This is a genomic window from Polycladidibacter stylochi (assembly GCF_001562055.1).
GTDB classification, from domain to species: domain Bacteria; phylum Pseudomonadota; class Alphaproteobacteria; order Rhizobiales; family Stappiaceae; genus Pseudovibrio; species Pseudovibrio stylochi.
This window is the reverse complement of the sequence record NZ_LLWE01000018.1, coordinates 134,877-159,529: the sequence shown is the minus strand read 5'-3', so window position 1 is coordinate 159,529 and position 24,653 is coordinate 134,877. Positions and strand designations below refer to the sequence as shown.

Here is a 24,653-nt window from a genome sequence, read left to right as displayed (position 1 = left end):
AGCCGCCCTTTGTGTATTTACTGGCAGTATTGAATAGGTGTGAAAAATTTGCCCTAAAAAAGAATATCCGCTCACCACGGTATGTACGACGGCAAGTATAAACACGCCCTCGCTTACAAGCAGAACTAATTGGTTAAAAAGCTAAAGCAGCATCATTATTTTGGAAAGTAATAGCTGATGAACACATCAGAAAGAAAACGAAATCATCTCATATTTTTTGGCAACGAGGTTAAAAAGAAACTGCTATTAAAGGTCAAGGAGTTGCGCTCTGAAGAAGAATTTTATGCAGAAGCTTTTGAGTCAAAAGTCCTCTTGAATTATATCAAGTGTATATCAGATAGTTTTTGCGGAAATCTTTACCTCTTGGAGGCCAGTTATTTTGCTAATCCGCGAAACAGGATAAGATCATATAAGGGGCTCTTATGGCAAAGAGAAGAACTTCTGAAGCTGGATCATCGAAATTGGGAGTTGGAGGTTTATAGCGGCTATACGAGGCTTATGACATTGGTAGACCTCAATGAATATAATTTTGATGTACCCGATGAGATTTTTTTGGACCCAAGTACTAACTTACTAATTTAAACAGAGATGGATATTGATGCTTTAGGAAACCATGTGAAAGATTGGCTAAATTTAAAAATAAAAGGTGGTCTAGCACTTAACGGTGAAGCCATCGCCGATAGCTTAGTCACCTTAGATACGACGGCTGTCCTGCGCTATACTCCCGCCGATAATGGCTATTGTGAAGATATTGTCGTTTTTGGTAATAAAGAGTTCATCGAAAATAAAATTGAACAATGCCTTGATTTTGAGCCGTAGTCATGAGCTCTTCATGGCGCGTGTCATAAGCATGCCCAGTAACTTGCCCTATCATTTGCCCGCCAGCCCCATATAAGCAAAGCGGGCTTATGCTGTTAGCGGTTCAGCCAGTCTTCAAGCTTTTCCATGGCCAAGGCCATATCCGCTTCCGGCCCAGCAAACGAGAACCGCAAGTACTCGTGACCACGTTGTAAATCGAAATCAATCCCCGGCGTGGTTGCCACATGCGCCTCTTGCAACATGCCTTTACAAAACTCAAAACTGTCTTTGGCAAACGCCGTGGTGCTGGCATAAACGTAAAACGCCCCATCCACCGGTAACAACCGGTCAAAGCCAATTTGCGGCAAACGCTCGAGCAACAATTGCCGGTTACGGCCATAACCTGCCTTAATCTGCTCGTACTCCTGCGTGGCTGAAAACGCCGCCACTGCTGCCACCTGCGAAAGATGCGGCGCGGAAATATACAGGCTTTGCGCCAAGCGCTCTACCGGACGCACCAGCTCTTCAGGCAAAATCATCCAGCCAATGCGCCAACCGGTCATGCAGTAATACTTTGAAAAACTATTAACGATAATGGCTTTATCACTGAATTTCAGCGCCGTTTCCTCTTGCTGGCCAAAGGCAAGGCCGTGATAGATTTCGTCGGAAATAAACCAGATACCATTCGCCTCACACGTCTGGCTAAGTTCCTTCAGCGCTTCCGGTGTCATCATCGTGCCAGTGGGGTTGGCAGGAGACGCCACCAACACCCCCTTAAGCGGTGTTTTTTTGTGAACTTTCGCCACCATCTCGCCAGTTAATGCCCATCGGGTTTCCGGCCCCACTTCAATTTCAACCGCCTCTAACCCCAGCGCTTTAAGAATATTACGATAGGCTGGATAGCCGGGCGAAGTCAGCGCCACCCGATCACCCGGTTCAAATCCCGCCAAAAAAGCCAGATTAAACCCGGCGGAAGAACCGGTGGTCACCATAACCCGCTCTAGTGGCACCTCAACACCGTAGTGCTCGCTATAATGCTTGGCAATTGCCTGTTGTAATTCGGGCAAGCCTTTCGCGGGCGTATAGGCCATTTTGCCCGTATCCAGCAGGCTTTGCGCCGCACTGCGCACTTGTGCAGGCACTGGAGCACCGGGCTGGCCAATTTCCATATGCAACACTTTTTTGCCCTCAGCCTCCAGCTGACTCGCCGCTTGCAGTACTTCCATGGCTTGAAAAGCAAACACATCGCTACGCTTAGAAGGTAAAAAAGTATTCACGTATAAAATCCTCAGTTTAAGTTGTATTATTCAGCTTTGTTGCAAGCCAGCAATTGATAGGCAACAAATATTCCTAGCAATCCTATCCGATAGAAACCATTGGTCTTTTAACAAGGGAACATTGGCAATATAACAAGGATAAATAGTTTATCGCTGCCCTATTCCCGCCTGTTTATTTGTTTATCTCCCCACTCACTGACATACTGCTATTGTTCTGATTTGTTTATTGCACCATAAATAACCAGCTGCACCGAATTATGAGGCCTGTTAAATGTTGTTACCGAAAGCTCCTGCAAACCTATTCAAACAACTAGGTGTCAAGAGCAGCAAAGTCCTAACTAAAACTATTAGTTGTATTTGCGCTCTTACAATATTGGTACCAACACTTGCGAGCGTACCTGCACATGCGCAAGGCCGCTTGCCGCTCGTTCGCGATGCCGAAACCGAAGATTTACTACGCGACTACGCCCGCCCCATTTTCAAGGCAGCAGGGCTACCGCGCAACCAGGTCGATATCATTTTGGTAAATGATAAAAGTTTCAACGCTTTTGTACCCGACTCGCGCCGCATGTTCATTAATCTTGGCGTCTTGATGGAGGCCAAAACACCCAGCGAAGTTATTGGCGTTATTGCCCACGAAACAGGGCACATTGCCGGAAACCACTTGGTACGTATGCGCCAAGCCGCCTCTAACGCCCAAATAATGTCGGTGATTGGGATGATACTGGGTGCCGGAGCCATGGCCGCAGGTGCCGGCACGGGCAATTCATCAGTCGCGCAAGGGGGCGCGGCCGCTGCAATGAGTTCTGGTGCAATCGGCCAGCGCACATTCCTTGCCTATAAACGCACTGAAGAATCCTCGGCCGACCAGGCCGCGCTTCGCTATTTGAACAAAACCAAACAATCTGCCAAGGGTATGCTGACAACCTTTGAGCGTATGGCCGACCAAGCCCTTTTCTCGGCCCGCTATGTCGACCCTTATGCCGTAAGCCATCCCATGCCCCGCGAACGCTTGACCGCTCTTAAAACCAAAGCGAACCGCTCCAAATACTTCAATAAAAAAGACAGCAAGCAACTCCAGTTCCGCCATGATATGGTAAAAGCCAAACTTGTGGCTTTCACCTCGCACCCCAATACGGTGTATCGCGCCTACCCTTCCTCCAACAAGTCCTTGCCCGCCCAATATGCAAGAGCCATCGCCTCCATGAAGCGCGACTCGCTCAAAAAATCTTCGGCTAAAATTGATGCGCTCATAAAGCGCTTGCCCAAGGACCCGTATATCTATGAGTTGAAGGGGCAAGCACTCATTGAAGGCGGCAAGCCCGCCGCAGCTGTTGCTCCATTTCGCAAAGCTCTTTCGTTAAAGCCAGGGCAACCACAGCTGAAAATATGGCTGGGCTACGCACTGGTAGCATCTGGCGATAAATCCAAACTGAAAGAAGCAACAGGGCTTTTAAATGCCGCCTTGCGCAAAGACCCGAACTCCTACACCGGCTATGCCCAGCTGGCCATTGCCTATTCACGTCTGGGCCGCTTGCCCGAAGCCGATTTGGCCACCGCAAAAGGCCTTGTCGCACGCGGCGATTATAAAGGCGCAAAACGCTATGCAACGCGTGCAAAGACAAAGCTGAAAAAAGGCACAGCCCCATGGTATCAAGCCAACGATATCTTGAGTATCAAGTGATCTGCCTACCAGCAGCCCAATTGCAGGCCTAAAAAGCCTCAAAAGAGGCTAGTAAAATATTGTATGTGGAAATTTAACTATAAGCTCAAACACCCGCAAACGAAAACAGGTTAAGATACCGCAAAACCTCTAGGGTAGCTAATAATCTGGTTAAAACCAGATGCTTTAGGGATAAACAGTATTCAAAATCGCGAGTGCTCAAAGACATAAAGGCTCTTAGCGCCGTACCACAAACTGCCAAAGGCAATGGAGAAAACATGTTCGTTAAATTCAAGCAGATGCTTTGCTTAGCTGCAATGCTGATTGTAGCCACAACAGCCATGCTGGGCGTACAAGCAAAAGCTGCCGACATGGATCGCCAACAAGTTGAAAAAATCATCCATGATTACTTGATGGAAAACCCGGAAGTTATCACCAAAGCCTTAAACGAGCTCGAAAACCGCCGTGTTGCCCAACAAGAGCAAGCCCGGAAAGAAGCGCTTGTTGAAATGCGCGACACATTGGAAAACTCCAAGTATCAAGTCGTATTGGGCAACCCTAAAGGTGATGTAACGCTGGTTGAGTTTTTCGATTACAACTGCGGCTATTGCCGCCGCTCGCTCGCGGACATGATGAAACTCATGGAAGATGACGGCAATCTGCGCATTGTATTGAAAGAATTTCCTGTTTTAGGTCAAGCCTCCATGCAGGCGGCACAGGTAGCAATTGCTCTTAACGAAGTCGCCCCGGAAAAATACGAGGACTTTCATATCGCCATGCTCTCCTCAAAAGAGCGGGCAACGAAAGAAAGCGCCATGCGTATTGTCAAAGACCTTGGTGTTGATATGAACAAGATCGAGGACGAGTTGAAGTCCGACAGTACCCGCAATACCCTGCAAGAAGTCTTCACGATGGCGGAAAAACTGTCCATTAACGGCACACCTTCCTATGTGATTGGCGATGAAGTCGCAATTGGTGCTGTTGGCGTTGATAGCTTAAAAGAAATCATCGCCCAAACACGCGCTCAGAAAAACTAAATAGCCATTTGGCACGGGCATAATCGACTTTTTTTTTAAAAAAGCCCGAAAAAAAGCTGCATAGCTTGATAAACAAGCGGACTTAGGTCTTTTCCTGAGTTCGCTTCACTTCTATAAGTACCCCTTGAAAATAGTCGAACAATCACAAAGTAGATTCTTTGTGAAAAGCTAAAGAATAGCAAGAATTGCCCACCGCTACTTATCAAGCGTGTTTTTGTGGAACCTATGTTTTTCGTAGTTATGCCATGGAGATACCATAAAGCGGTGCTTTGAAAATTGTGTTGAGTTGAAACCGTGACCATTGGTATTCCTGAACACAAATGACAAACCGCAGTTTTCTTGCAAGCTGACATAACAATGTGTCTGGGGCACGAAATTTCCCCAGTCGAGATTAACTGGAACGCCCCATATGGGGAACCTCGAATGGACATAACGATGACGAAAAAAACAACGTTTGACCAAGATTTGATCCGTCAACTGGCGTCCCTTTTGGACGAAACCAAACTTTCCGAAATTGAAGTAGAGCAAAACGATTTACGTATACGCGTGGCAAGGCAGCTGAATGTAGAGGCTCGTGCCGTTGCCCCGGCCCCTGTTGCCGCTGTCCAGCCAGCCAGTGCCGTAGAAGTTGCTGTTTCGGCTGATGCAGCCAACCACCCGGGCGCAGTAACCTCGCCAATGGTCGGCACTGCCTACATGGCACCAGAGCCAGGTGCCCGCCCGTTTGTTGATGTGGGTGATAGCGTGCGCGAAGGCGACACTATTTTGATCGTTGAAGCGATGAAAACCATGAACCAGATTCCGGCAACAAAATCGGGGAAGATTACTTCTATTCTGGTTGAAGACGGTCAGCCGGTTGAATTCGGTGAACCTCTCGTTATCATCGAGTAACGGAGTTGCCTATGTTCTCCAAAATTCTCATCGCAAACCGCGGCGAGATTGCACTGCGAATTCTTCGCGCTTGTCGTGAGCTTGGCATCTCTACCGTTGCCGTTCACTCCACAGCCGACGAAGATGCCATGCACGTGCGTCTGGCCGACGAAAGTGTTTGCATTGGCCCCCCAGTGGCCCGCGACAGTTACCTGAACATACCGCAAATTCTCGCTGCCTGTGAAATCACAGGGGCCGATGCGGTACACCCAGGCTACGGTTTTCTTTCTGAAAACGCCCGCTTTGCGGAAATTCTCGAAGCACACGGAATCACATTTATAGGCCCAACTTCCGACCATATTCGCATTATGGGCGATAAGATTCAGGCCAAAACCACAGCCATCGAGCTGGGTATTCCTGTTGTGCCGGGTTCTGATGGCGGCATTACCCCGGAAGACGATGTCCACGCCATTGCGAGCGAAATCGGCTACCCCGTATTGGTGAAAGCCGCTGCCGGTGGTGGTGGTCGCGGCATGAAAGTGGCACAAACTGCTGACGATCTCGACACCGCAATTTCCACAGCCCGCGCAGAAGCCAAGGCAGCCTTTGGCGATGATGCGCTCTATATGGAAAAGTACCTCGGCAAACCACGCCACATTGAGGTGCAGGTACTGGGCGATGGCCAAGGCAACGCCATTCACCTAGGTGAACGTGACTGCTCGCTCCAGCGTCGCCACCAGAAGGTGTTTGAAGAATGCCCGTCTCCCGCGTTGAATGATGCTCAGCGTCAAAACATCGGCGAGATTTGCGCCAGCGCCATGCGCAAACTGAAATACCGTGGTGCAGGTACCATTGAGTTCCTCTATGAAAACGGCGAGTTCTATTTCATTGAAATGAACACCCGTTTGCAGGTGGAGCATCCGGTAACCGAAATGGTAACCGGTATTGACTTGGTAAACGAGCAAATTCGTATTGCAGCAGGCGCAACTCTTGGCATCAACCAAGAAGATGTGCGCTTCTCCGGCCATGCGATTGAGTGTCGTATCAACGCAGAACATCCGCTCACCTTCGCACCATCTCCCGGCACCATCACCTATTACCACCCACCAGGCGGTTTGGGTGTACGCGTCGATTCCGGTGTGTATCAGGGCTACAAAATTCCGCCACACTACGACAGCCTGATTGGTAAGCTGATTGTGCATGGCCGCACCCGTGTGGAATGCATGATGCGCTTGCGTCGCTGTCTACAAGAATTTGTGGTTGATGGCATTCAGTCCACCATTCCACTTTTTTCTCACCTATTGGAAAGTCAGGACATCGCCAACGGTGCCTATGATATTCACTGGTTGGAAAAATTCTTGGAAGAACAAAAAGCTCTACAGAATAAATAGGGCCTTTGGTGACGATGGCAGCTGATGATAGCCAGACACCGTTTAAAGTAACACCGCAGATATTGTTGAATGCATATGCCTGCGGTGTTTTTCCTATGGCCGAGTCAGCCAACGCCAAGGAACTCTTCTGGCTGCAGCCAGAACAGCGCGGGGTCATCCCGTTAGATCAATTTCACATTCCCCGCCGTTTGGCCCGAACAATCAGAAGTGATAAATACATCGTCCAGTCTTCAACCGATTTTGAAGGTGTAATCAACGGCTGTTCGGCCCCCGCCCCCAATCGTCAATCCACCTGGATCAATGATGAAATCCGTAGTTTGTATAAAGCTCTCTTTCTAGCTGACTACTGTCATACGATAGAAGTTTACGAAAATAATGTGCTCGTTGGTGGCCTGTACGGTGTCACCATTGGCGGTGCATTCTTTGGCGAGAGCATGTTTTCCAAAGCGCGCGATGCTTCAAAAGTTGCACTCGTACATCTGGTTGCCCGCCTAAAGCTTGCCGGTTTCACCCTGCTGGATACCCAATTCATAACCGATCACTTAACCCAGTTCGGCACCATTGAAATTCCGCAGGAAGAATATTTATACCAGTTGGACTGCGCCTTGAAAAATAATATGAGTTTCCCAAAGCAATTAGTTTTGTCAGGCCAAGAAGCGCTTGCGGCAATTGCAACCTAATCTATTATAACCGACAAAATATCAATAGTTATTTACTTACAGTAACATAAATATGGTTTCTTTCTACCATGCATAGTTGCAATAGCTAAATACAAAAACAACTATTGAAAATCGGCTTCAAATCTCCAATATACGACTTAGGTTTATTCGCTAGATTAAACTATCGATAAGAGTGAGCCATTTTTTTAATTCGAAAACGTCAAACCAAGCGGTTTGGTTTCTTTAAAGTTGCAGAACCTACTACTACTAATAATAACCACAGCTACTAGTTATGAGTTTTAAAGCTGCGGTGTCTTTTAACACTGTTATTTAGGTGTCGTTCACATCGGAGAGCATTGCCATGACGCAAACAGGAGTATTTCGCGCCCCTTCATTAGCAAGGCTAGATTTAAATGTTCCCGACGATTTACATGAAACCCTTGAAAACCACATGAGGGCATCCGGCTTTACAATAAAAAGACGTAGCGCTTCTACCGTTAGATTTTATGGAAAACTATTTATTTTCGCAGCAGCATTTTACATCCATATGCTCATTACCAATCTGCTCCTTGAGCAAGGCATCGAGTTGGGGTTTGGTGTTATTAAACAGCCTGCAATTATCGAAGAATTCCAGATACTCACGGTGTATTCTTATAATTTGATCACCAATTTTTATGCAATGGTTATAAGCAGTTTCAGCCTTGTATCTGAGCTTCTTCAAACAGGCTTATCTTTACTTGGCACTCTCTTTTAAAAAAGCCGGCCACTCATGAGTTAGCCGGCTTTAATTGAAGCAGTTTTGACAGTAAGCTTGTGGAACTACAAGTTCGTTACCAAAGCCCCCTCTTCCAGCGTATCACCCGGGAAGAGGATGACACGATCACCCACTTGCAAACCCGAGAGTACTTCAGCGTAGTCTTTGTTCATATGTCCTGTTTCAACAAACACCTTATGAGCATAGCCGTCTTTTTCTATAAACGCGGCCCACTTGCCGCCATCTCGAAATAGCGCTGTTAGCGGTGCCTTAACAATATCCTTTCCTTGCCAAAGCTCAATAGAAGCACGCAACTTGAATCCATGCCCCAATTTTTGAGGTATCTGCTTTAAATCGAGAATGGCATTAACCCGTTGCTCTTCGATACCCAAAGCCGAAACCTTGGTAAAACCGGCTGGCTCGATACGCCGTACAACAGCTTCAATAGGCGCCCCGCCCCAATCGGTTAAAACTGCTCGTGCACCTTTTTTTACTTGAACAGCATCTTCAGAAAGCAGATCAATCGTCACCTCAAGTTGACGCGGATCACCAATTTCCACCAGCAATTCACCTGTCTGTATCGCTTGCTCACTCTCTACGGCCAAGCGCAATACAACGCCATCTACGGGCGCGACTAACGGCAGAGATCTGGTCTGGGCCAATTCCGGGTCCACATACCCCTTGGGCTGAATAAGAGCTGCTTTAGCGCTCAACAAATCGCTTTTGCTCAATTTTAACTGCGCCTCGGCACTTATGGTCTCGGCCTTTTTCAACTCCAAATCAAAGTTAGCCCGCTCCAGTTGTGCCGCAGATATTGTTTTACTAGTCGAAAGACGCTGTGCGCGTTTGTACTCGGAAAGGCTAAGCGCTTCGGCGGCTTTACTAGAACCAAGCTTTGCCTCGGCAACCCGTACACTGGCCTCCGCCATCGCAACCCGCGCCTCGGCCCGCACACGTCCGCGCTCATCCAAAAATGTTGGGTCCTGTGGCATAATACGCGCCACAACGGTTTCTCCGCCTTTAACAGCATCACCAACATCGAGAATAGAGCGGGTAACACGTCCAGTTAGCGGCGAAAATATCCGGTACTTTTCCTTAACCCGTGTTTCCCCATCCTCTTCCACACTCACAACCATATTGCCTTGACGAATAACAGCCGTTTCCACATTCATCGCGATTGGCTGAAAAGCCCAAAACAAAGCCGCCACGACAAAGACCACAGCAATAATGAGGCCGAGTTTACCTTTTAATTTGGCAATCATCACGCCTACTCCCTTGATTTCAATACACTAATTAAATCTAATTTACTTACACGAAGCCACGCCAGCCCTGCGCAGAATAAAGCACTAACAAAAACCACAATAGAAGCAATTGCATAAGTCTTGTTATGAATGACCAAGGGCATAGCGTACATATCATTCGCAAAACCATTAATCATCACCACAGAGAACCCATAACCAACGAACCAGCTCAATGGCTGTGCCAATACAACAATCGCACCCATTTCAACGAGCATGACTTTAAACACTTCGCCGCTGGTAAAGCCAAGCACCCGCAGGCTGGCCAACTCTCTTCCGCGTTCAGAAAGTTGAATACGAATGGAGTTATAAACCACCCCGAACGCCACAATGACCGCAATAATAAAATAGACACTAACCATTGTGACTGTATTTTGGTCCATATGCTTACGAAACATCTTCTTTGAAAGTACTTGCATTGAAATACTTAACAAGCCGGGGGTCGATTTAATCGCCTCATATAGCTGAGGAGCTTGAGACTCGTCCATATCAAAAGCAGCGGCGTTAATACGTGGCCCCTGCCCCATAAGTCGGTTCAATCTCTCCAACCTCATGGCAGCAGCAAGCCCGAGATAGCTGCTGGAAAAGCCAGCCACACGAACACTCTTTTGCAAACCAGCAAGGCTTGGAAACTCGACGCGTAGTGTTTGCCCCAATCCCACATTCAGCTGCTCAGCCAACCGTTGGGGTAGCAATATGCCATGTTCAGGTAGCGGAGCCGGATTATTGTTTTCATCCAGTGTGCGCGATAAGTTTGAGTGCGTTAAGCGCCCCAATATCGAACCGCGTTTGGAAACAGCACCATGATGAAAAATCACAGCCTCTTGCCGCACTGGCTCAGCCATAAATACACCCGGTAGGCGCTGTATTTCATCCAAAACTGAAGGACGCATATCATCGATCAGCTGAACTTGCGCATCCGACCGCTCCGCTCGCGTCATAGATAAGTCTATCATCGCATTAATGGAATCAACGAAAAACAGTGCCATAACCGCCATTGCCCCAGCAAACGCAATGCCGAACATTGTCATCAAACTACGCAAGGGGCTATGAATAAAATGCCGTAGGCCCATAACCGTCAATTGAGACAGGAATTTGCCGTCACCTTGCTTCAACGCCATGACAGAGCGGAATTTTTCCGGTGCCGGTGGTCGCATCGCCACCGCTGGCGGTAAGGATGCCGCCCCATATATTGCCTTGGCCGCCCCCAAAAGGGCCGAACCCGCGCTAACCACAATGCCAATCAAATACAAATCAACACTTTGCTTAAACACCAAAAACGGGAAAGAAAAGAATTGGCTGTAAAGATGCGTCAGCCCCTTCCCTATTTGGGCACCGGCAAACATACCGATACTAAGGCCAACAAAACTGATCAAAATAACCAGCTTGCTGTAATGAAACGCCACTTGCCAAGATGAATAACCACAAGCTTTGAGCAAGCCGATTTGCTCACGTTCCAGTGCAATCAGCCGCGTTAAAATCATGTTGACCAAAAATGCCGAGACCAACAGAAAAACCGGTGGCATAACTCTGGACATAGATTCTAACTGCTTCAACTCAGCATCGATGAATGAATTCGATACCTGGTCTTTACGGCCATACGCCCCTGTAGAACCATAGGGAAGTAAAGCCTGATCAATTTGTCGCTTAACACACGCCTCGCATGCCCCCCTTAAAAGCCGCAGGGAGACACTATTATATGCCCCTTCCATATCCATGAGCGCTTCAAGGGCCTTTTGCGACATGTAGAATACGCCAAAGCGCTTTGAATCCGGGATCAAGTCACCAGGGCCAAGTGCATAAATAAATTCGGGACTTAACATAATACCCGAAACGCGAAGGTGCACTCTGTTGCCGTGAATAATCGCGCTAAACGAATCTCCCGCTCGCAAATCATGTGCTTTGGCAAAGCGTTCTTCAATTGCCACCTCACGCGTGCTGCTTGCCTGCGGTAAGCGTCCTTCGCGAAGATAAGGGCGGTTCACATCGGGTAGCTTACCAACTGGAAGCGACATAACATAACCGGCTCCCGGCTCTTGCATACCCTCCATTTCCAAGATAGCCGGAGCATCAATCCGCCCTTCAACCGCTTGCACACCTTCTAGCGAATGAAACGAGCGTACCACGGATTTTGGAATACGCTTGGCATTAACAAACAAATGCCCAAATCGATATTGATCGTAATAAACCTCTTGTGTTTCACGCAAGGAACGGTACGCGCCCTGCGCCATAATCAAGGTCATAACACCACAAGCCATCACCAAACCAATGGCCAACACCTGCGCCCACATGCGCCGCACATCGCGCAGAACTTTGCGATCGAGAACGGCCATCACCAATCCACCTCATGCGCTTGTTTAGGCGTGCTATTCACATGGCTGCTATCAATTCGGCCATCTTTGAATGTGAACACCCGATTGGCAAGCTGCTGAATACTCGCATTGTGCGTGATAACAGCAGTGGTAGTACCCAGCTCCTTATTAGTGCGCTGTAGTGCTTCCAATACCAAAATACCGGTTTTGGAATCAAGCGCACCCGTAGGTTCGTCACAAAGCAGAACTTCAGGCCGTTTTGCAATTGCACGTGCAATCGCTACCCGTTGTTGTTCCCCCCCCGACATTTCAGCGGGGAAGTGTTTTTGACGCCGCCCAAGACCGACAATCTCCAAAGCCTCAGCCGGATCAAGCGGATTATCGGAAAGCTCAGTGGTTAAAGCCACATTTTCCCATGCATTTAAACTGGGAATCAAATTGTAAAACTGAAATACGAAACCAACACTTTTTCGCCTGTATAGGGTTAGTTTGCGCTCACTATATCGGTTCAGCTCATCTCCTTGGTAGCGCACAATACCCGACGTAGGTGTATCAAGGCCTCCCAGAATATTAAGAAAGGTCGACTTACCCGAACCGGAAGGCCCCAATAGGACTGTCATTTCGCCGGCATATAACTTAAGGCAGGCTCCGCGTAATGCGTGAACTTCGACACTATTTGAAATGTAGGTTTTGCTAAGATCTTCAATCTCGAACAGCGCTTGAACCATAAATAAACCTCATAAAGCAGCTGTGTATACGTAAACTATAAATGACTAATTGGTCAATTTAAAACATCAAATGACATTCAAATCAATAATCATAAAAAAAAGGTCCTGCATTGCAGAACCTCAAATCTCTAACATTTATTTTGGTTTTGATATTGGAAGGCCAACTACACCACTAGAAACAAAATGATCTCCAGCAAGTCTGTCGGCTTGGCCATCATGTCTTAATGGCGGACCACTATAGTTTTCTGGTGGCGGCACATCTGAGTACCCAACACAATCTTCCAACCAAATATCATAGACCGGATGCTCAACCGCATGCACACCAGGGTTTGAAGCAAACATCCAACCGGTAAAAATTCGCTCCACCCGCTTATCACGCTTCAGCTCGTCCACTTCGATAAACGCTGTACTTTGAGCCTTTTCAGTGCGTGGACGCGAATAACACACCCGAGGTGTTACTTGCAGTGCGCCAAATTGCACCGTCTCTCCCATGTAAACATCAAAGCGGGTAATGCGACCGGTGATTTTATCCAGCCCGCTGAATTGCGCCACAGCATTATCGATCTTTTCAGCCTGAGCGCTATTACTCAAAGGAAAAGAGGCAAGTGCACCCAAAAGAGTCAATCCTGCCAACCGGGCACCAAATTTTATTAGGTGCTTTACCATTTGCAACAATCGCCCCAAATTATTAACCATACCAGCAAGAGACCAAACCATAATTTAAGGCAAGGTCGCAACGAACTTTTAAGACTAAGTCTCTAGCACGCCACAAGGAAGCTCTAAAGGCCAGATGATGGCTATTTTACGACTAACCCAACGAATTGGCGGAAATGCCGATGAAACTACCGGCATTTCCAATGCTTAATGCTTAACCCAGTGCCGCAAGGCGTTCCTTAGCCTCGCCCACTTTACTGCGCTTTTCGCTCAGCTCAATAACGCGTTCGCGCTCTGCCTCCACCACATCAGCCGGTGCTTTTTCGACGAAACGCGGATTTTCCAGCTTCTTGGTGATCTTCTGTAGCTCGGCTTCAATCTTACCCAATTCTTTATCAAGACGGGCATTCTCGGCTGCCAAATCAATTACACCAGCAAGTGGCAAGCACAAAGTGGCCTCACCAACAACAATCTGGGCTGAACCCTGCGGGATATCTTGGGAAACACACACGCTCTCGGCGCGGGCGTTTTTCAAAATTGCCCCTTCATGGATTTTCAAGCGATTTGCTGTCTCATCACTAGCGCCAGTAAAGACAACAGGTACTTTCGCCCCTGCCGGTACATTCATTTCCGAACGTACAGAGCGAATTTCACTAATCACATCAATCAACCAGTTGATTTCCGCAGCAGCCTCTTGATCCTCGCCAACAGCTGTTGGCCAAGAAGAAAGCATCAGCATGTTGTCACGTGTATCACCTTCTTTAACTGTGCGGTTCCACAATTCTTCGGTGATGAATGGCATAAACGGATGCAACAGCTTCAAGATTTCATCGCGAACGAATGCGGCAGTGGCGCGGGTTTCTGCTTTCGCCTCTTCATCGTCGCCATTGAAAATCGGCTTGGCAAGTTCAATGTACCAATCACAGAATGTGTTCCAGACGAAGCGATAGGCCCCACCCGCTGCATCGTTGAAGCGGTAGGTATCAATTGCCTCGGAAACTTCTGTAATCGCCCGGCTCATCTCGGTAACAATCCAGCGGTTAACAGTCTGCTTCACCAGCCCCGGATCAAAGCCTTCCACCCGTTCACACTGGTTCATCTCGGCAAAGCGGCACACGTTCCAAAGCTTGGTGGCAAAATTGCGATAACCAGCTACGCGGGTTTTCGCCAGTTTGATATCCCTGCCCTGCGCTGCCATAGCAGCTAGTGTGAAACGCAATGCGTCGGCACCGAATTCATCCATCAATTCCAAAGGATCAATCACGTTACCCTTGGACTTGGACATTTTCGCGCCTTTTTCATCGCGCACCAATGCATGGATATAAACAGTATCGAAAGGCTCGGTTTTCATAAAGTGCTTGGCCATCATCATCATCCGGGCAACCCAGAAGAAGATGATATCAAAACCGGTAACCAACACAGATGTTGGGTAGTAGCGTGCCAACTCGTCAGTCTTTTCCGGCCAGCCGAGGGTAGAAAACGGCCAAAGGGCGGAAGAGAACCACGTGTCGAGAACATCTTCATCGCGGTAAAGCACAATACGCTCCGCAGCACCACTTTCAAATACGGCACGTGCAGCGCTTTCTTCCATCACTTCAACTGGCTTGCCATAGAATGCTTCAGCCGCAGCAATAGCCTCTGCTTCGCTTTGCTCGACAAACACCTTACCTTCAGGGCCATACCACGCCGGAATACGATGCCCCCACCATAATTGACGGGAAACGCACCATGGCTGAATATTCTCCATCCATTCATAGTAGGTTTTTTCCCAGTTCTTCGGCACGAACTTGGTACGACCTTCACGAACCGACTCAAGTGCCGGTTTCGCCATGGTCACAGCATCCACATACCATTGGTCGGTCAACATCGGTTCAATTGGCACACCGCCACGGTCACCATAAGGCACCATATGCGGATGATCCACAATCTCGTGCAACAGGCCGCGCGCTTCCAGCATGGCAACAATCTGCTTGCGCGCTGTAAATCGCTCGACACCCTCAAGGGTCTCTATGCAAATTTTCAGTTCAGCGCTTTCCTCAATACCTTCAAGGAATTCCTCATTATCGGCTAGGATAATTTTTGCTTCACGGTCCATGACCGAAATCATGTGCAAGTCATGACGCTTACCGATGTCAAAGTCATTGAAATCGTGCGCCGGGGTTACCTTCATGGCACCGGTACCGGTATCCATTTCAACGTAATCATCAGCAATGATCGGAATGCGCCGGCCCACGAGAGGTAGAATAATCTCTTTACCGATCAGGTCCTGGAAACGCGGATCCTCAGGATGCACTATAACCGCCGTATCACCCAGCATGGTTTCAGGACGTGTGGTGGCAATAACGATGTAATCGCGGGTTTCAAATTCGCTTGGCTTGCCATCTTCATCATAGGCAATCGGGAACTGGTAGCTCACCCCATCGGCCAAAGGATAGCGGAAATGCCACATATGACCCTTGGTATCTTTTTGCTCCACCTCAAGATCAGAGATCGCAGTGAGGAGTTTCGGATCCCAGTTCACCAAACGCTTATCTTTGTAAATCAAGCCCTCTTTGTAGAGCGAAACAAAGACCTCCAGAACAGCCTTGGAAAGCCCCTCATCCATGGTGAAGCGCTCGCGAGACCAATCACAAGACGCACCAAGGCGCTTGAGCTGATTAAAGATCATCCCGCCGGATTCGCCCTTCCACTTCCAGACACGTTCAACAAAAGCCTCACGCCCCATGTCGCGGCGGCCCGCCTCACCATTGGCGGCCAGCTGACGTTCGACAACCATCTGGGTGGCAATGCCGGCATGGTCCATACCCGGCTGCCAAAGCACATCACGGCCTTTCATGCGCTGATAGCGCACCATCAAATCTTGCAGGGTGTTATTAAGGGCGTGGCCCATATGCAAAGAGCCAGTCACATTGGGGGGCGGAATCACGATTGAGTAGGTAGCAGCACCATCTTTAGCACCTGCCCCCGCTTTAAAAGCACCGGCCTGTTCCCAAGCCTCGTAAATCCGCGGCTCTATGCCTGCCGCCTCATATGTTTTATCCAGCATATTACTAGCTCTTCTATCTCTGGCAATTCATTGTAAGGGCGTCAATTGTTAAATACCCCTCAATGGCGTTCATGCGTGATAGCCAACAAAAAGCGCTGCCTGTCAAGAGGCAGCGCCTATATACAACCCGTTTTCAGCATTTTGGCTATTTATGGGTGGTAATTCGCTCTATTTCCTGACGGACAAGCCGCTCTACCATAACCGGCAAGTACTGATCCAGCCAGTCTTTCAACATGGGACGTAACATCTCAGAAACCAGATCTTCGAGAGTCCGTGCATTCTGATTGAGTACAGTTGTCGCCAAACCACTAAAGGCAGAAGATACAGCCTGATCCACCGGCTCAGACAACAACTTTGCAGAAGATGAGCGGACTTCATTTTCTACTTTTGCAAACATTGCCTTGGTTTGCTCCTCATTAATGCCCGATAAGGCTTGCTCGTGCGAAGGCTGAACAGCTTCGCTTTGAGGCTTCTTTTGCCCTTGCACTTCAAAACTCATCAACTCTTCGCCTTTTTCTTCCAACTCAACAAAGGCAACATCACCACTCTTAGGTTCATCCACTTGATTGCCTAGCCCCTCTACAACAGGTGTATCGACAACTTTTTCTTCTTCTGTTGCCAAAACTTCTTTTTCAGTAAGTTCTAAAATATCATCCAAAGCTTCTTCGCTCAAAGCCGCCTGGGGTGCCGTATTTTCTGACAAGAGTTTGTCGAATTCATCTTGTGCTGGTTCTTGTGATTGTTGAACTTCAACAGCTTCCTGCACCTCTCCTTTATCGTCATCAGATATAATCTTACGAATGGAGTTCAGGATCTCTTCCATTGAAGGTTCATTTGCTTGTGGTGTAGCCCCCAAGACGACGTCTCCTGCATGCAGTAACGTGAAAAAATATCCACGCTGATTCAAAAATTAAAGGTAGATTATATCCGTAAACTGAAAAGCGCCAAACCAAGACAAGGGCAAAAATTTGTTTTCCCCATCACAAACAACTTTTACACGGCGGGAATACACAGATTGCGCCCAAAAACATGAAACGAAGCGCATCAACAAAAAAGAGGGCCAAGGCCCTCTTAAAGATCTCGTTATTTAAACAATCTTTATCGACCGTCTGGAGTACGTAAACCAAACCATTTGTCGCGGACTTGGTGATAATGGTCCTGCGGATTGTAACGTGTGCCGTTCAAACCAAGGTCATCAAATGTTAAGCGCCCAATTGCCGCCAGTACTGAGTAGGAAGCAACCACACGATCCCGCTGAGCCGTAACCAATGTGACGCGCGCATCAACCAATGCACTTTGCGAGTTCAAAACATCCAGCGTGGTACGCTGACCCACACGCTGCTCTTCGACAACACCGTCAACAGCAAGTTTCGCAGCCTTAACACCTGATTCCGCCGCCCGAATAGAAGCAATCGAAGCATTTAATTGCCCCCAAGCCGAAATAGCACCGGCCCGCACACTATCACGTGACACATCTACCAGCATCTCAGCGCGGCCTAAATCTTCTTTCGCCTCACGAATGCGCGAATAAACCCGTCCTCCTTGGTAAAGCGGAATGCTCACCCGGCCATATATTGTTGCCTGGTTTGTATTGCCACCGCCATTAACGCCAGGAAGTGTATTGTTATTATTGGAAACAGTTGCTTGAACATCCGCTGTAGGCAACAATTCACCCTCAGCTGTTTTCACACCATAAATGCCCGCATCAACAGTATGTTGACTGGCAAGTATCGAGGGGTGTTGTTGCTGCCCCACAGCCACAGCATTGGCCACTGTTTTTGGCAGCAGGCGGGCAATATTTGTCCGCGGAGTGAGATTTTTCGGATCAAGGCCAATGACCTGCTTAAAACGCGCCCGTGAAGAATTCAAATTGGCAAGAGCTGCGTTTAACCGTGCCTGTGCCCCGGCGCGACCTGCTTCAGCTTGTGAAACATCTGTACGGGTGCCTTCCCCCACATTAAAGCGGTCTTTGGCGGCACGAACCTGTTCCTCTTGGAACTTCAAGTCACTTCGGCGTAGCGACACCAACGCTGTATCGCGAATAACATCCATATAGGCGGTAGCAGCTTCTAAAAACGTGATTTGCTCTTGAGCACGTAGCTGCTCACGTTGCGCGCGCACAATAGCTTCGGCTTGCTGCGTACTATTAACAGTCCTAAACCCGCGAAAAATCGGCTGGGTGAGCTGTAGGCTGGCGCTGCTATCACGATATTCTTGCCCATCAAAGCCTGTAGCTGACCGGGTCACATAACCGATACTGCCTGCCGCAGTAATGGTTGGCCGCCAGCCAGAAAGCGCTTGTGGCACTTTCTCATCAATTCCCCGCAACTGGGCACGCGCCGCATTGAGTGTTGGGTTAGTTTGGTAAGTTGCTGACAAAGCTTCATTAAGCGATAATGCACTCGCACTTTGCGCAAATATGGAAAAGCTGACACCAGCAAGAGCAGCAACTATCTTTTTTTTCGAAACCACTTTTCAAGCCTCAATCAAGGAACGACACGACAACCGCAAAACCAACTTAGCCTACATAAAGCCCTAGTTAAAACAATAAAGCAACCAACTCAATGTAGTAGCATGAAAGCCCCACTTGCATGCTAATATTAAAACTGTGGGCTTAATTGGCAACTATTCCGCTCAAAACCGAAATAATTGCTGATTCACTCACGTCCTGCAGGTTTAACATAGCTAAAAGTAATAATTAAGTAATAAATTGCCAATCCACTATGATGTAAAACACAAAAATATAATTAGTATATTTTCCTGTGAATAGCTCATTTATTAAGCAAATATACGCACAAACTAATCTTTTTACTCTTTAAAAATATCCACAACCCCAACGAAGCGGCCCATACATTACAATTACACAGGTGTTGCATTTTGCAAAACAACACCTGTGTAATAACTTCTACTAGAATCTAAATGTTTTTTCAGCTTCAAAACCTGGCAACAAAGGCGCGCTGGCATTGAAGGCAAAATCAGATGAAAGCACACCCTGCGTTTTACGGTAGATTTTTGCAATACCACTATTGCCACGACCTTCAACACAAACCAGCCTGCCGCCTTCTTTAAGCTGATCAGTTAAAGCCTGCGGAAGGTTTTCAATCGAGCCATTAATAAAAATAACTTCATATGGGGCATCCGCCGCATAGCCCTGCGCCAAGTTGCCCTCAACGACAGCAGCATTATCAATACCCAATGACACCAGAGTATCACCTGCCTTTGCAACCAGAGCAGGATCAAGCTCCAGACCCACGACAGATTCGGCAAGTTGTGAGATCACGGCCACGCAGTAACCCGTTGCGGCCCCAACAACCAACACCACATCTTGCGGCTGAATATCACAAAGCTGCACCATGCGCCCAAATATATGTGGCCTTAAGAGGAAGCGTTGCGGCTCTTGAGAAACCAATTGGTTTTCATCAATATATGCCAGTGCTATCTTGTCATCAGCAACAAAGCGCTCCCGTGGCACCTTCCCCATCGCTCCCAAGACCTGCAGATCTGTTATATCATTCGTTCTTAACTGGTTATCAACCATACGGGTTCGAGATACAGCAAAGTCCACCATAATGCCTCTCATTAATTATATAAGTCCCTAGGTTCTTTAATGGGTAGAACCACTAAAAACAAGCTCAAGCATGAAATACGAATATATCAGATACCTAATATAAAAGCGTGGAAGAATACCGCATAACCAGATGACAACTTATTCTGATAATACTATAAATCGGCAGAGACTTTAAAATATAATCTAGTTTAAATTTTATTTAAATGTATTTAGATAAATATATTTAAAGTAATATTAGTGAATTATGCAGCTTCAATAACCATTTACACTTTTAAATTGCATAAATAGTTTTTAAATATCTAATAAATTCTTCACAAGACAACGAATACATAAGAGAGAAACCAATGCACACACAAACACTTCATGAAGAAGCTTTACAAGCCCTTATAGATGGCAACTATCAAATGAGGATTGTTGCTGACGACAATGTTGCCGTAAAAATAAATGGATTAGCTCAAATCCAGCAAGACTTCGCCGAAAATACTCTTAGTAATCTTGTTAATGTTAGTATAGCTTCGAGCGAAACCGCCATTAAATCAGCACATATGCTACACACAATGAAAACCGTCAGTAGCGAAGCCAATGTAATTGCAGCTACTGGTGAGGAGTTTTCCGCCACAATTACAGAAATAGACAATTATGGCCGTAATATTGCCAAGCAAGCCGAACTAGCACATGAGGCCACAAAAGAGGGCGGTGAAGCAACCGCCAGCGCACGCCAATGCATGAATGAAATAACAACTGCAGTGGATAATGCCTCAAATCAAATCAGTAATTTAACCAGTCTATCTGCTACGATTAATTCGTTTTTGAGCATTATCGACAGCATTGCCTCCAAAACCAACTTACTAGCATTAAACGCAACCATTGAGGCCGCTCGGGCGGGAGAAGCAGGCAAAGGATTTGCCGTTGTTGCTTCTGAGGTTAAGTCACTCTCCAACCAGACTGCAAAGGCCGTTGAGGACATTTCGCAAATTCTCACGGACTTACAAAAAGAAATGACCGGCATTGAAACTGCCATGGCCCTTAGCTTGAGCGCAGTACAAGCAGGTGATTGTTCGATTGAAAATTTAAGCTCTAAAATTGACGTTATTAGTGAACGTATTTTCAATGTATCCGCAGATACAACCAATATTTCAGAGGCCCTACAACAGCAAACCATAGCAGCAGCTGAAGTCTCTTCTGGTATCCATCATATAGCAACTTCATGCAGCGAAGCCGAGCAGGATATTGAAGAGGTATTAAATACCGTTGACGATACAGAAGTTGCAGTAAAATCTGAGCTTAAAGTACTCTCGCGCCTTGACCTTCCAGCAAAAGTAATCAAACTCGCTCAATCAGACCATGTAATATGGATCAAAAACCTCGCTGAAATGGTTGCCGGTAGAGCAGGCATGGACCACAACGAGCTTAACGACCACAACCACTGCCGTCTCGGCAAATGGTACAATCAAGCCCTAAATAACCCGAACCTGAGTGGCCTCCCCCCTTTCAAAAATTTAGAGGCACCACATGCTTTGGTTCACCAGCATGGCATAACCGCTGTGCAGTTATATAATGAAGGCAAGGTGGATGAAGCGCTCACAGAAATTGAAAAGGTAAAAGCTGCTTCCAAAGAGGTCCTATCACTATTACGAGAACTTGAACAAATGGTCCAAAGCTAAAGCAATCAATACAGCTCAATCGTGAGACACAGAACGGCAGGCGCAACCACTTTTCGCCTGCCGACTTACAGATAGCGACCTCCTATACCACATCAACGACTACCCTTTAATAACACTCAGTTTAACTAGGCCAGAACAGACGTAAATTCAAAGCGCACCGGATTTTTCCTTCAAAGCATAACAACGATGAAAGTCAAACAACCGGTTATAAACAGGAATTGCCTAACCCCCTTCAATAATTTGCCTAACTTGCTTGACACAAGCCGTAAAACCGTTAAAAAGCCCATCAACCACAACGGCTTGGCGTCTTGGCGGAGTGGTGACGCAGCGGATTGCAAATCCGTGTACGCCGGTTCGATTCCGGCAGACGCCTCCATAATTTTTATTATCATGTAAATTTTTTAATTTGTTTTTAAAAAGCCCGTTTACTTAGACACAAAATTAATTAGCCAAATCCACTTATCATTGCTTCTGAGATCTTAATTCAACGAGTTAATTCACATCGTTGATTCACATCCCTATCGCATTGAGTAAATCCAACAGAAATTTAATTCATTCAAAATAACTCAAAATATTTAGTTGCAACTTTATACACGCATATTTTTCAATTTAATTTAATTAATATTTTAATACATAATTTTACACAACTTACGCGCTACTACTGATAGAACACTATCCAACTACACGAAATCCCTACGTAAACTTCGTTATTTAAATACATAACATTACAATTCATTATTAATTGGACAATTTGTTAAATGATCAACTTTAAAAACCATAGTTGATTTAGTTTTTTGAAAGGTTTTATGATTGCGTCAAATAACGTTTCGTTCATAACGTAACAAAATAATAATTTCTAATTGTAGGGAGTCACAAATGGCTTTCAAACGAAAGTTTAGTCTATCAATTCTCAATCTATTGATGGTTATTCTTCCAGTAATATTGGCCGTTTTTTTTGCTTACGCTCAGGTAAGCATAAAAATATCCGACAAAGAAGATGCAGATCGCACATTTGAGCTGACACAAATCGCAGTATCTTTAAGTAAACTACTCCATGAACAACAAAAAGAACGTGGTTTTACATCTGCTTATATGATTAACCGTGGTACAGCGTTTAAAGATGAACTGAATAATCAGAGACGCAAACGCGATACTGCCTACCAAAACTTCATAAACGCAAAGAAAAACGCAAATTTCAGTTCCTACCCAAAGGCTTATCGTGATGAATTTGGACACCTGGCTCAAATTACAAGCAAGCTTAGCGATATACGCACGAAGGTCAACGATCTAAAAATCTCTGAGGAAGTTGCGTTTTCATTTTATAATGAATTTAATAAACACCTCATTGATCTTGTTGAAATAACTGCAAAAATAACTAAAAACCCCGTTGTTGCCCGCTCTTATATTTCTTATGCATCCTTCTTAAACGCAAAAGATTATTCGGGGCAAGAGCGCTCCATTGGAACCAAAGGCTATGCAGCCTTTCATATATCTCAAAATGATCTGATAAAATTTGAACAGGCTATTTCTGATGCCGATACATACTTTGATATTTTCAAAGCTTATGGCACTCCGATTAACGTTACCAAACTTAAAAGAATCGAAAACTCAGCCGAGTTCAAACGCCTACAAGAATTAAGAGATATTTTGGTGGAATCCGCCAAAACCGGCAACCGTCAAGGTATTACCACACAAGTGTGGTTTGATGCGGCAACAGCAAAGGTTGATAAACTCAAAAAGCTTGAAGATGAAATCAACCAATTCCTTCAAGACCGCCTCAAACAACTCAGCAATGAAGCTAATGACGGCTTAAAACTAGCACTTTGGGAGACAGGTCTCGGTCTACTGTTTATTGGCACTATTGCATGTCTACTTGTTATAAGAACCCGCTCCAACACATTGAAAATTGTCAAGGTAATGGATGATCTGACCGCAGGAAAGCTTGACACACTGATACCAGAGACGGACTTCACAGAAACCGAAGCCATGATGCAGTCCATTGCTATTTTCAAAGAAAACGCTATTGAAAATAGGAGCCTGCAGCAAGCGCAAGAGCAAGCAAAAGACAAAGCCGCTCAAGAGCGCAAAGCTGTCCTGGAAAATCTTACAGTCGATTTCCAAAACCACGTGGGCTCTATTGTTGATGTGGTGTCCACATCCGCTCAGCAAATGCAGGAAAATGCCGAAGCTTTAACCAGTATTGCCAATGAAACCAGCAAGCAGTCGATCACCGCTTCAAGTGCTGCAGAAGAGGCCTCAAGCTCAGTCAATACTGTTGCAGGTGCATCAGAAGAACTCTCCACCACGATCCAGGATGTAAGCCAGCAAATTCAAGGCTCATCCAACCTCAGCCGTGATGCAGCTGTTGAAGCTGATGCAACCAAATCACAGGTTGAAGAGCTGCGCGTTGCCGCGGATCGCATTGGCGAAGTTGTTCAGCTCATTAATGACATTGCTGAACAAACCAACCTGCTTGCGCTAAATGCCACAATTGAAGCAGCACGCGCTGGTGAAGCAGGACGCGGCTTTGCCGTTGTAGCCAGCGAAGTGAAAGAGCTTGCCAACCAAACAAGCAAGGCAACACAAGAGATTTCTAACCAAATCACTGAGATGCAAAACGCTTCTAACCGCACAAGTAATGCGGTACTCAGCATCAGCGATAAAATCGTTGCGATTAATGAGACCATGACCTTAATCTCTGCGGCAGCGGAACAACAGGGCGTTGCTACCCAGGAAATCTCAATGAATGCCCAGCAAGCAGCTCAGGGAACCATTGAAGTTTCAGGTACCATCAGCTCTGTGAACCAGGCAGCCAAAGAAACCGGTGAAGCCGCCAGCGATACTTTACAAGCGGCAGAACAACTCACAAAGCAGGCTTCAGCCCTTTCAAATGCGGTCAATGCCTTTGTTGAACAAGTAAGATCAAACTAACGT

General features: G+C 46.6%; 18 protein-coding genes, 1 tRNA gene and 1 pseudogene. 11 read left to right on the top strand and 9 right to left on the bottom strand.

Annotated elements, in window-relative coordinates; all coding sequences use genetic code 11:
- Positions 1 to 177 precede the first annotated feature (177 nt).
- Both AYK67_RS04025 and AYK67_RS04020 read left to right on the top strand, forming a co-directional pair.
- The gene (locus AYK67_RS04025; RefSeq protein WP_068082651.1) at positions 178 to 582 is read left to right on the top strand and encodes a hypothetical protein; all 405 of its coding nucleotides are present in this window, start codon (positions 178 to 180) and stop codon (positions 580 to 582) included.
- A 6-nt stretch (positions 583 to 588) separates the two neighbouring features.
- Complete coding sequence (locus AYK67_RS04020) at positions 589 to 819, top strand: hypothetical protein (RefSeq protein WP_068082649.1); 231 nt, start codon at positions 589 to 591, stop codon at positions 817 to 819.
- Positions 820 to 914: 95 nt separating this feature from the next.
- Here AYK67_RS04020 and AYK67_RS04015 read toward each other — a convergent pair whose 3' ends face one another.
- Entirely contained in the window at positions 915 to 2,024 is a 1,110-nt protein-coding gene (locus AYK67_RS04015; protein ID WP_082735645.1) for a pyridoxal phosphate-dependent aminotransferase, read from the bottom strand.
- A gap of 322 nt (positions 2,025 to 2,346) precedes the next feature.
- On the opposite strand from AYK67_RS04015, the gene AYK67_RS04010 reads away from it, so the two are divergent.
- The 6 genes from AYK67_RS04010 (at position 2,347) to AYK67_RS03985 (ending at position 8,449) form a co-directional block, all read left to right on the top strand.
- Positions 2,347 to 3,759, top strand: a complete 1,413-nt coding sequence (locus AYK67_RS04010) for a M48 family metalloprotease (protein WP_082735626.1) — start codon at positions 2,347 to 2,349, stop codon at positions 3,757 to 3,759.
- A 257-nt stretch (positions 3,760 to 4,016) separates the two neighbouring features.
- A complete protein-coding gene (locus tag AYK67_RS04005) occupies positions 4,017 to 4,775 on the top strand; it encodes a DsbA family protein (protein WP_068082642.1) in 759 nt (252 codons plus the stop codon).
- A 435-nt stretch (positions 4,776 to 5,210) separates the two neighbouring features.
- On the top strand, positions 5,211 to 5,666 hold the full coding sequence (gene accB / locus AYK67_RS04000) for an acetyl-CoA carboxylase biotin carboxyl carrier protein (RefSeq protein WP_082735644.1): 456 nt from the start codon (positions 5,211 to 5,213) through the stop codon (positions 5,664 to 5,666).
- 11 nt (positions 5,667 to 5,677) lie between these two features.
- Positions 5,678 to 7,036, top strand: coding sequence for an acetyl-CoA carboxylase biotin carboxylase subunit (gene accC, locus AYK67_RS03995; RefSeq protein WP_068082636.1), 1,359 nt, complete (start codon positions 5,678 to 5,680; stop codon positions 7,034 to 7,036).
- A gap of 14 nt (positions 7,037 to 7,050) precedes the next feature.
- Entirely contained in the window at positions 7,051 to 7,716 is a 666-nt protein-coding gene (gene aat / locus AYK67_RS03990; RefSeq protein ID WP_068082633.1) for a leucyl/phenylalanyl-tRNA--protein transferase, read from the top strand.
- Between the two features lie 340 nt (positions 7,717 to 8,056).
- Positions 8,057 to 8,449, top strand: a complete 393-nt coding sequence (locus tag AYK67_RS03985) for a hypothetical protein (RefSeq protein ID WP_068082629.1) — start codon at positions 8,057 to 8,059, stop codon at positions 8,447 to 8,449.
- A gap of 65 nt (positions 8,450 to 8,514) precedes the next feature.
- Here AYK67_RS03985 and AYK67_RS03980 read toward each other — a convergent pair whose 3' ends face one another.
- From AYK67_RS03980 to AYK67_RS03945, 8 genes and pseudogenes are all read right to left on the bottom strand, one after another.
- Entirely contained in the window at positions 8,515 to 9,711 is a 1,197-nt protein-coding gene (locus tag AYK67_RS03980) for an efflux RND transporter periplasmic adaptor subunit (RefSeq protein ID WP_068082625.1), read from the bottom strand.
- A 5-nt stretch (positions 9,712 to 9,716) separates the two neighbouring features.
- On the bottom strand, positions 9,717 to 12,080 hold the full coding sequence (locus AYK67_RS03975; RefSeq protein ID WP_068082622.1) for an ABC transporter permease: 2,364 nt from the start codon (positions 12,078 to 12,080) through the stop codon (positions 9,717 to 9,719).
- A complete protein-coding gene (locus AYK67_RS03970; protein WP_068082619.1) occupies positions 12,080 to 12,787 on the bottom strand; it encodes an ABC transporter ATP-binding protein in 708 nt (235 codons plus the stop codon). The genes AYK67_RS03975 and AYK67_RS03970 overlap by 1 nt, the downstream gene beginning before the upstream one ends.
- 246 nt (positions 12,788 to 13,033) lie before the next feature.
- A pseudogene (locus AYK67_RS03965) lies at positions 13,034 to 13,483 on the bottom strand (DUF2155 domain-containing protein); the annotation flags it as partial.
- 172 nt (positions 13,484 to 13,655) lie between these two features.
- Positions 13,656 to 16,487 (bottom strand): valine--tRNA ligase, encoded by a 2,832-nt coding sequence (locus tag AYK67_RS03960; protein ID WP_068082616.1) that lies wholly within the window; start codon positions 16,485 to 16,487, stop codon positions 13,656 to 13,658.
- 145 nt (positions 16,488 to 16,632) lie between these two features.
- On the bottom strand, positions 16,633 to 17,343 hold the full coding sequence (locus AYK67_RS17665; RefSeq protein WP_068082613.1) for a DUF2497 domain-containing protein: 711 nt from the start codon (positions 17,341 to 17,343) through the stop codon (positions 16,633 to 16,635).
- Between the two features lie 242 nt (positions 17,344 to 17,585).
- Positions 17,586 to 18,959 (bottom strand): TolC family outer membrane protein, encoded by a 1,374-nt coding sequence (locus tag AYK67_RS03950; RefSeq protein ID WP_068082610.1) that lies wholly within the window; start codon positions 18,957 to 18,959, stop codon positions 17,586 to 17,588.
- A gap of 436 nt (positions 18,960 to 19,395) precedes the next feature.
- The gene (locus tag AYK67_RS03945; RefSeq protein WP_173645098.1) at positions 19,396 to 20,058 is read right to left on the bottom strand and encodes a protein-L-isoaspartate O-methyltransferase family protein; all 663 of its coding nucleotides are present in this window, start codon (positions 20,056 to 20,058) and stop codon (positions 19,396 to 19,398) included.
- Between the two features lie 341 nt (positions 20,059 to 20,399).
- On the opposite strand from AYK67_RS03945, the gene AYK67_RS03940 reads away from it, so the two are divergent.
- From AYK67_RS03940 to AYK67_RS03930, 3 genes are all read left to right on the top strand, one after another.
- Positions 20,400 to 21,719 (top strand): methyl-accepting chemotaxis protein, encoded by a 1,320-nt coding sequence (locus tag AYK67_RS03940; protein WP_068082604.1) that lies wholly within the window; start codon positions 20,400 to 20,402, stop codon positions 21,717 to 21,719.
- Between the two features lie 302 nt (positions 21,720 to 22,021).
- Positions 22,022 to 22,095 (top strand) — tRNA-Cys (locus AYK67_RS03935).
- Between the two features lie 500 nt (positions 22,096 to 22,595).
- Positions 22,596 to 24,650: a methyl-accepting chemotaxis protein gene (locus tag AYK67_RS03930; protein WP_068082601.1), complete on the top strand. Its 2,055-nt coding sequence runs from the start codon at positions 22,596 to 22,598 to the stop codon at positions 24,648 to 24,650.
- Positions 24,651 to 24,653: the final 3 nt, after the last annotated feature.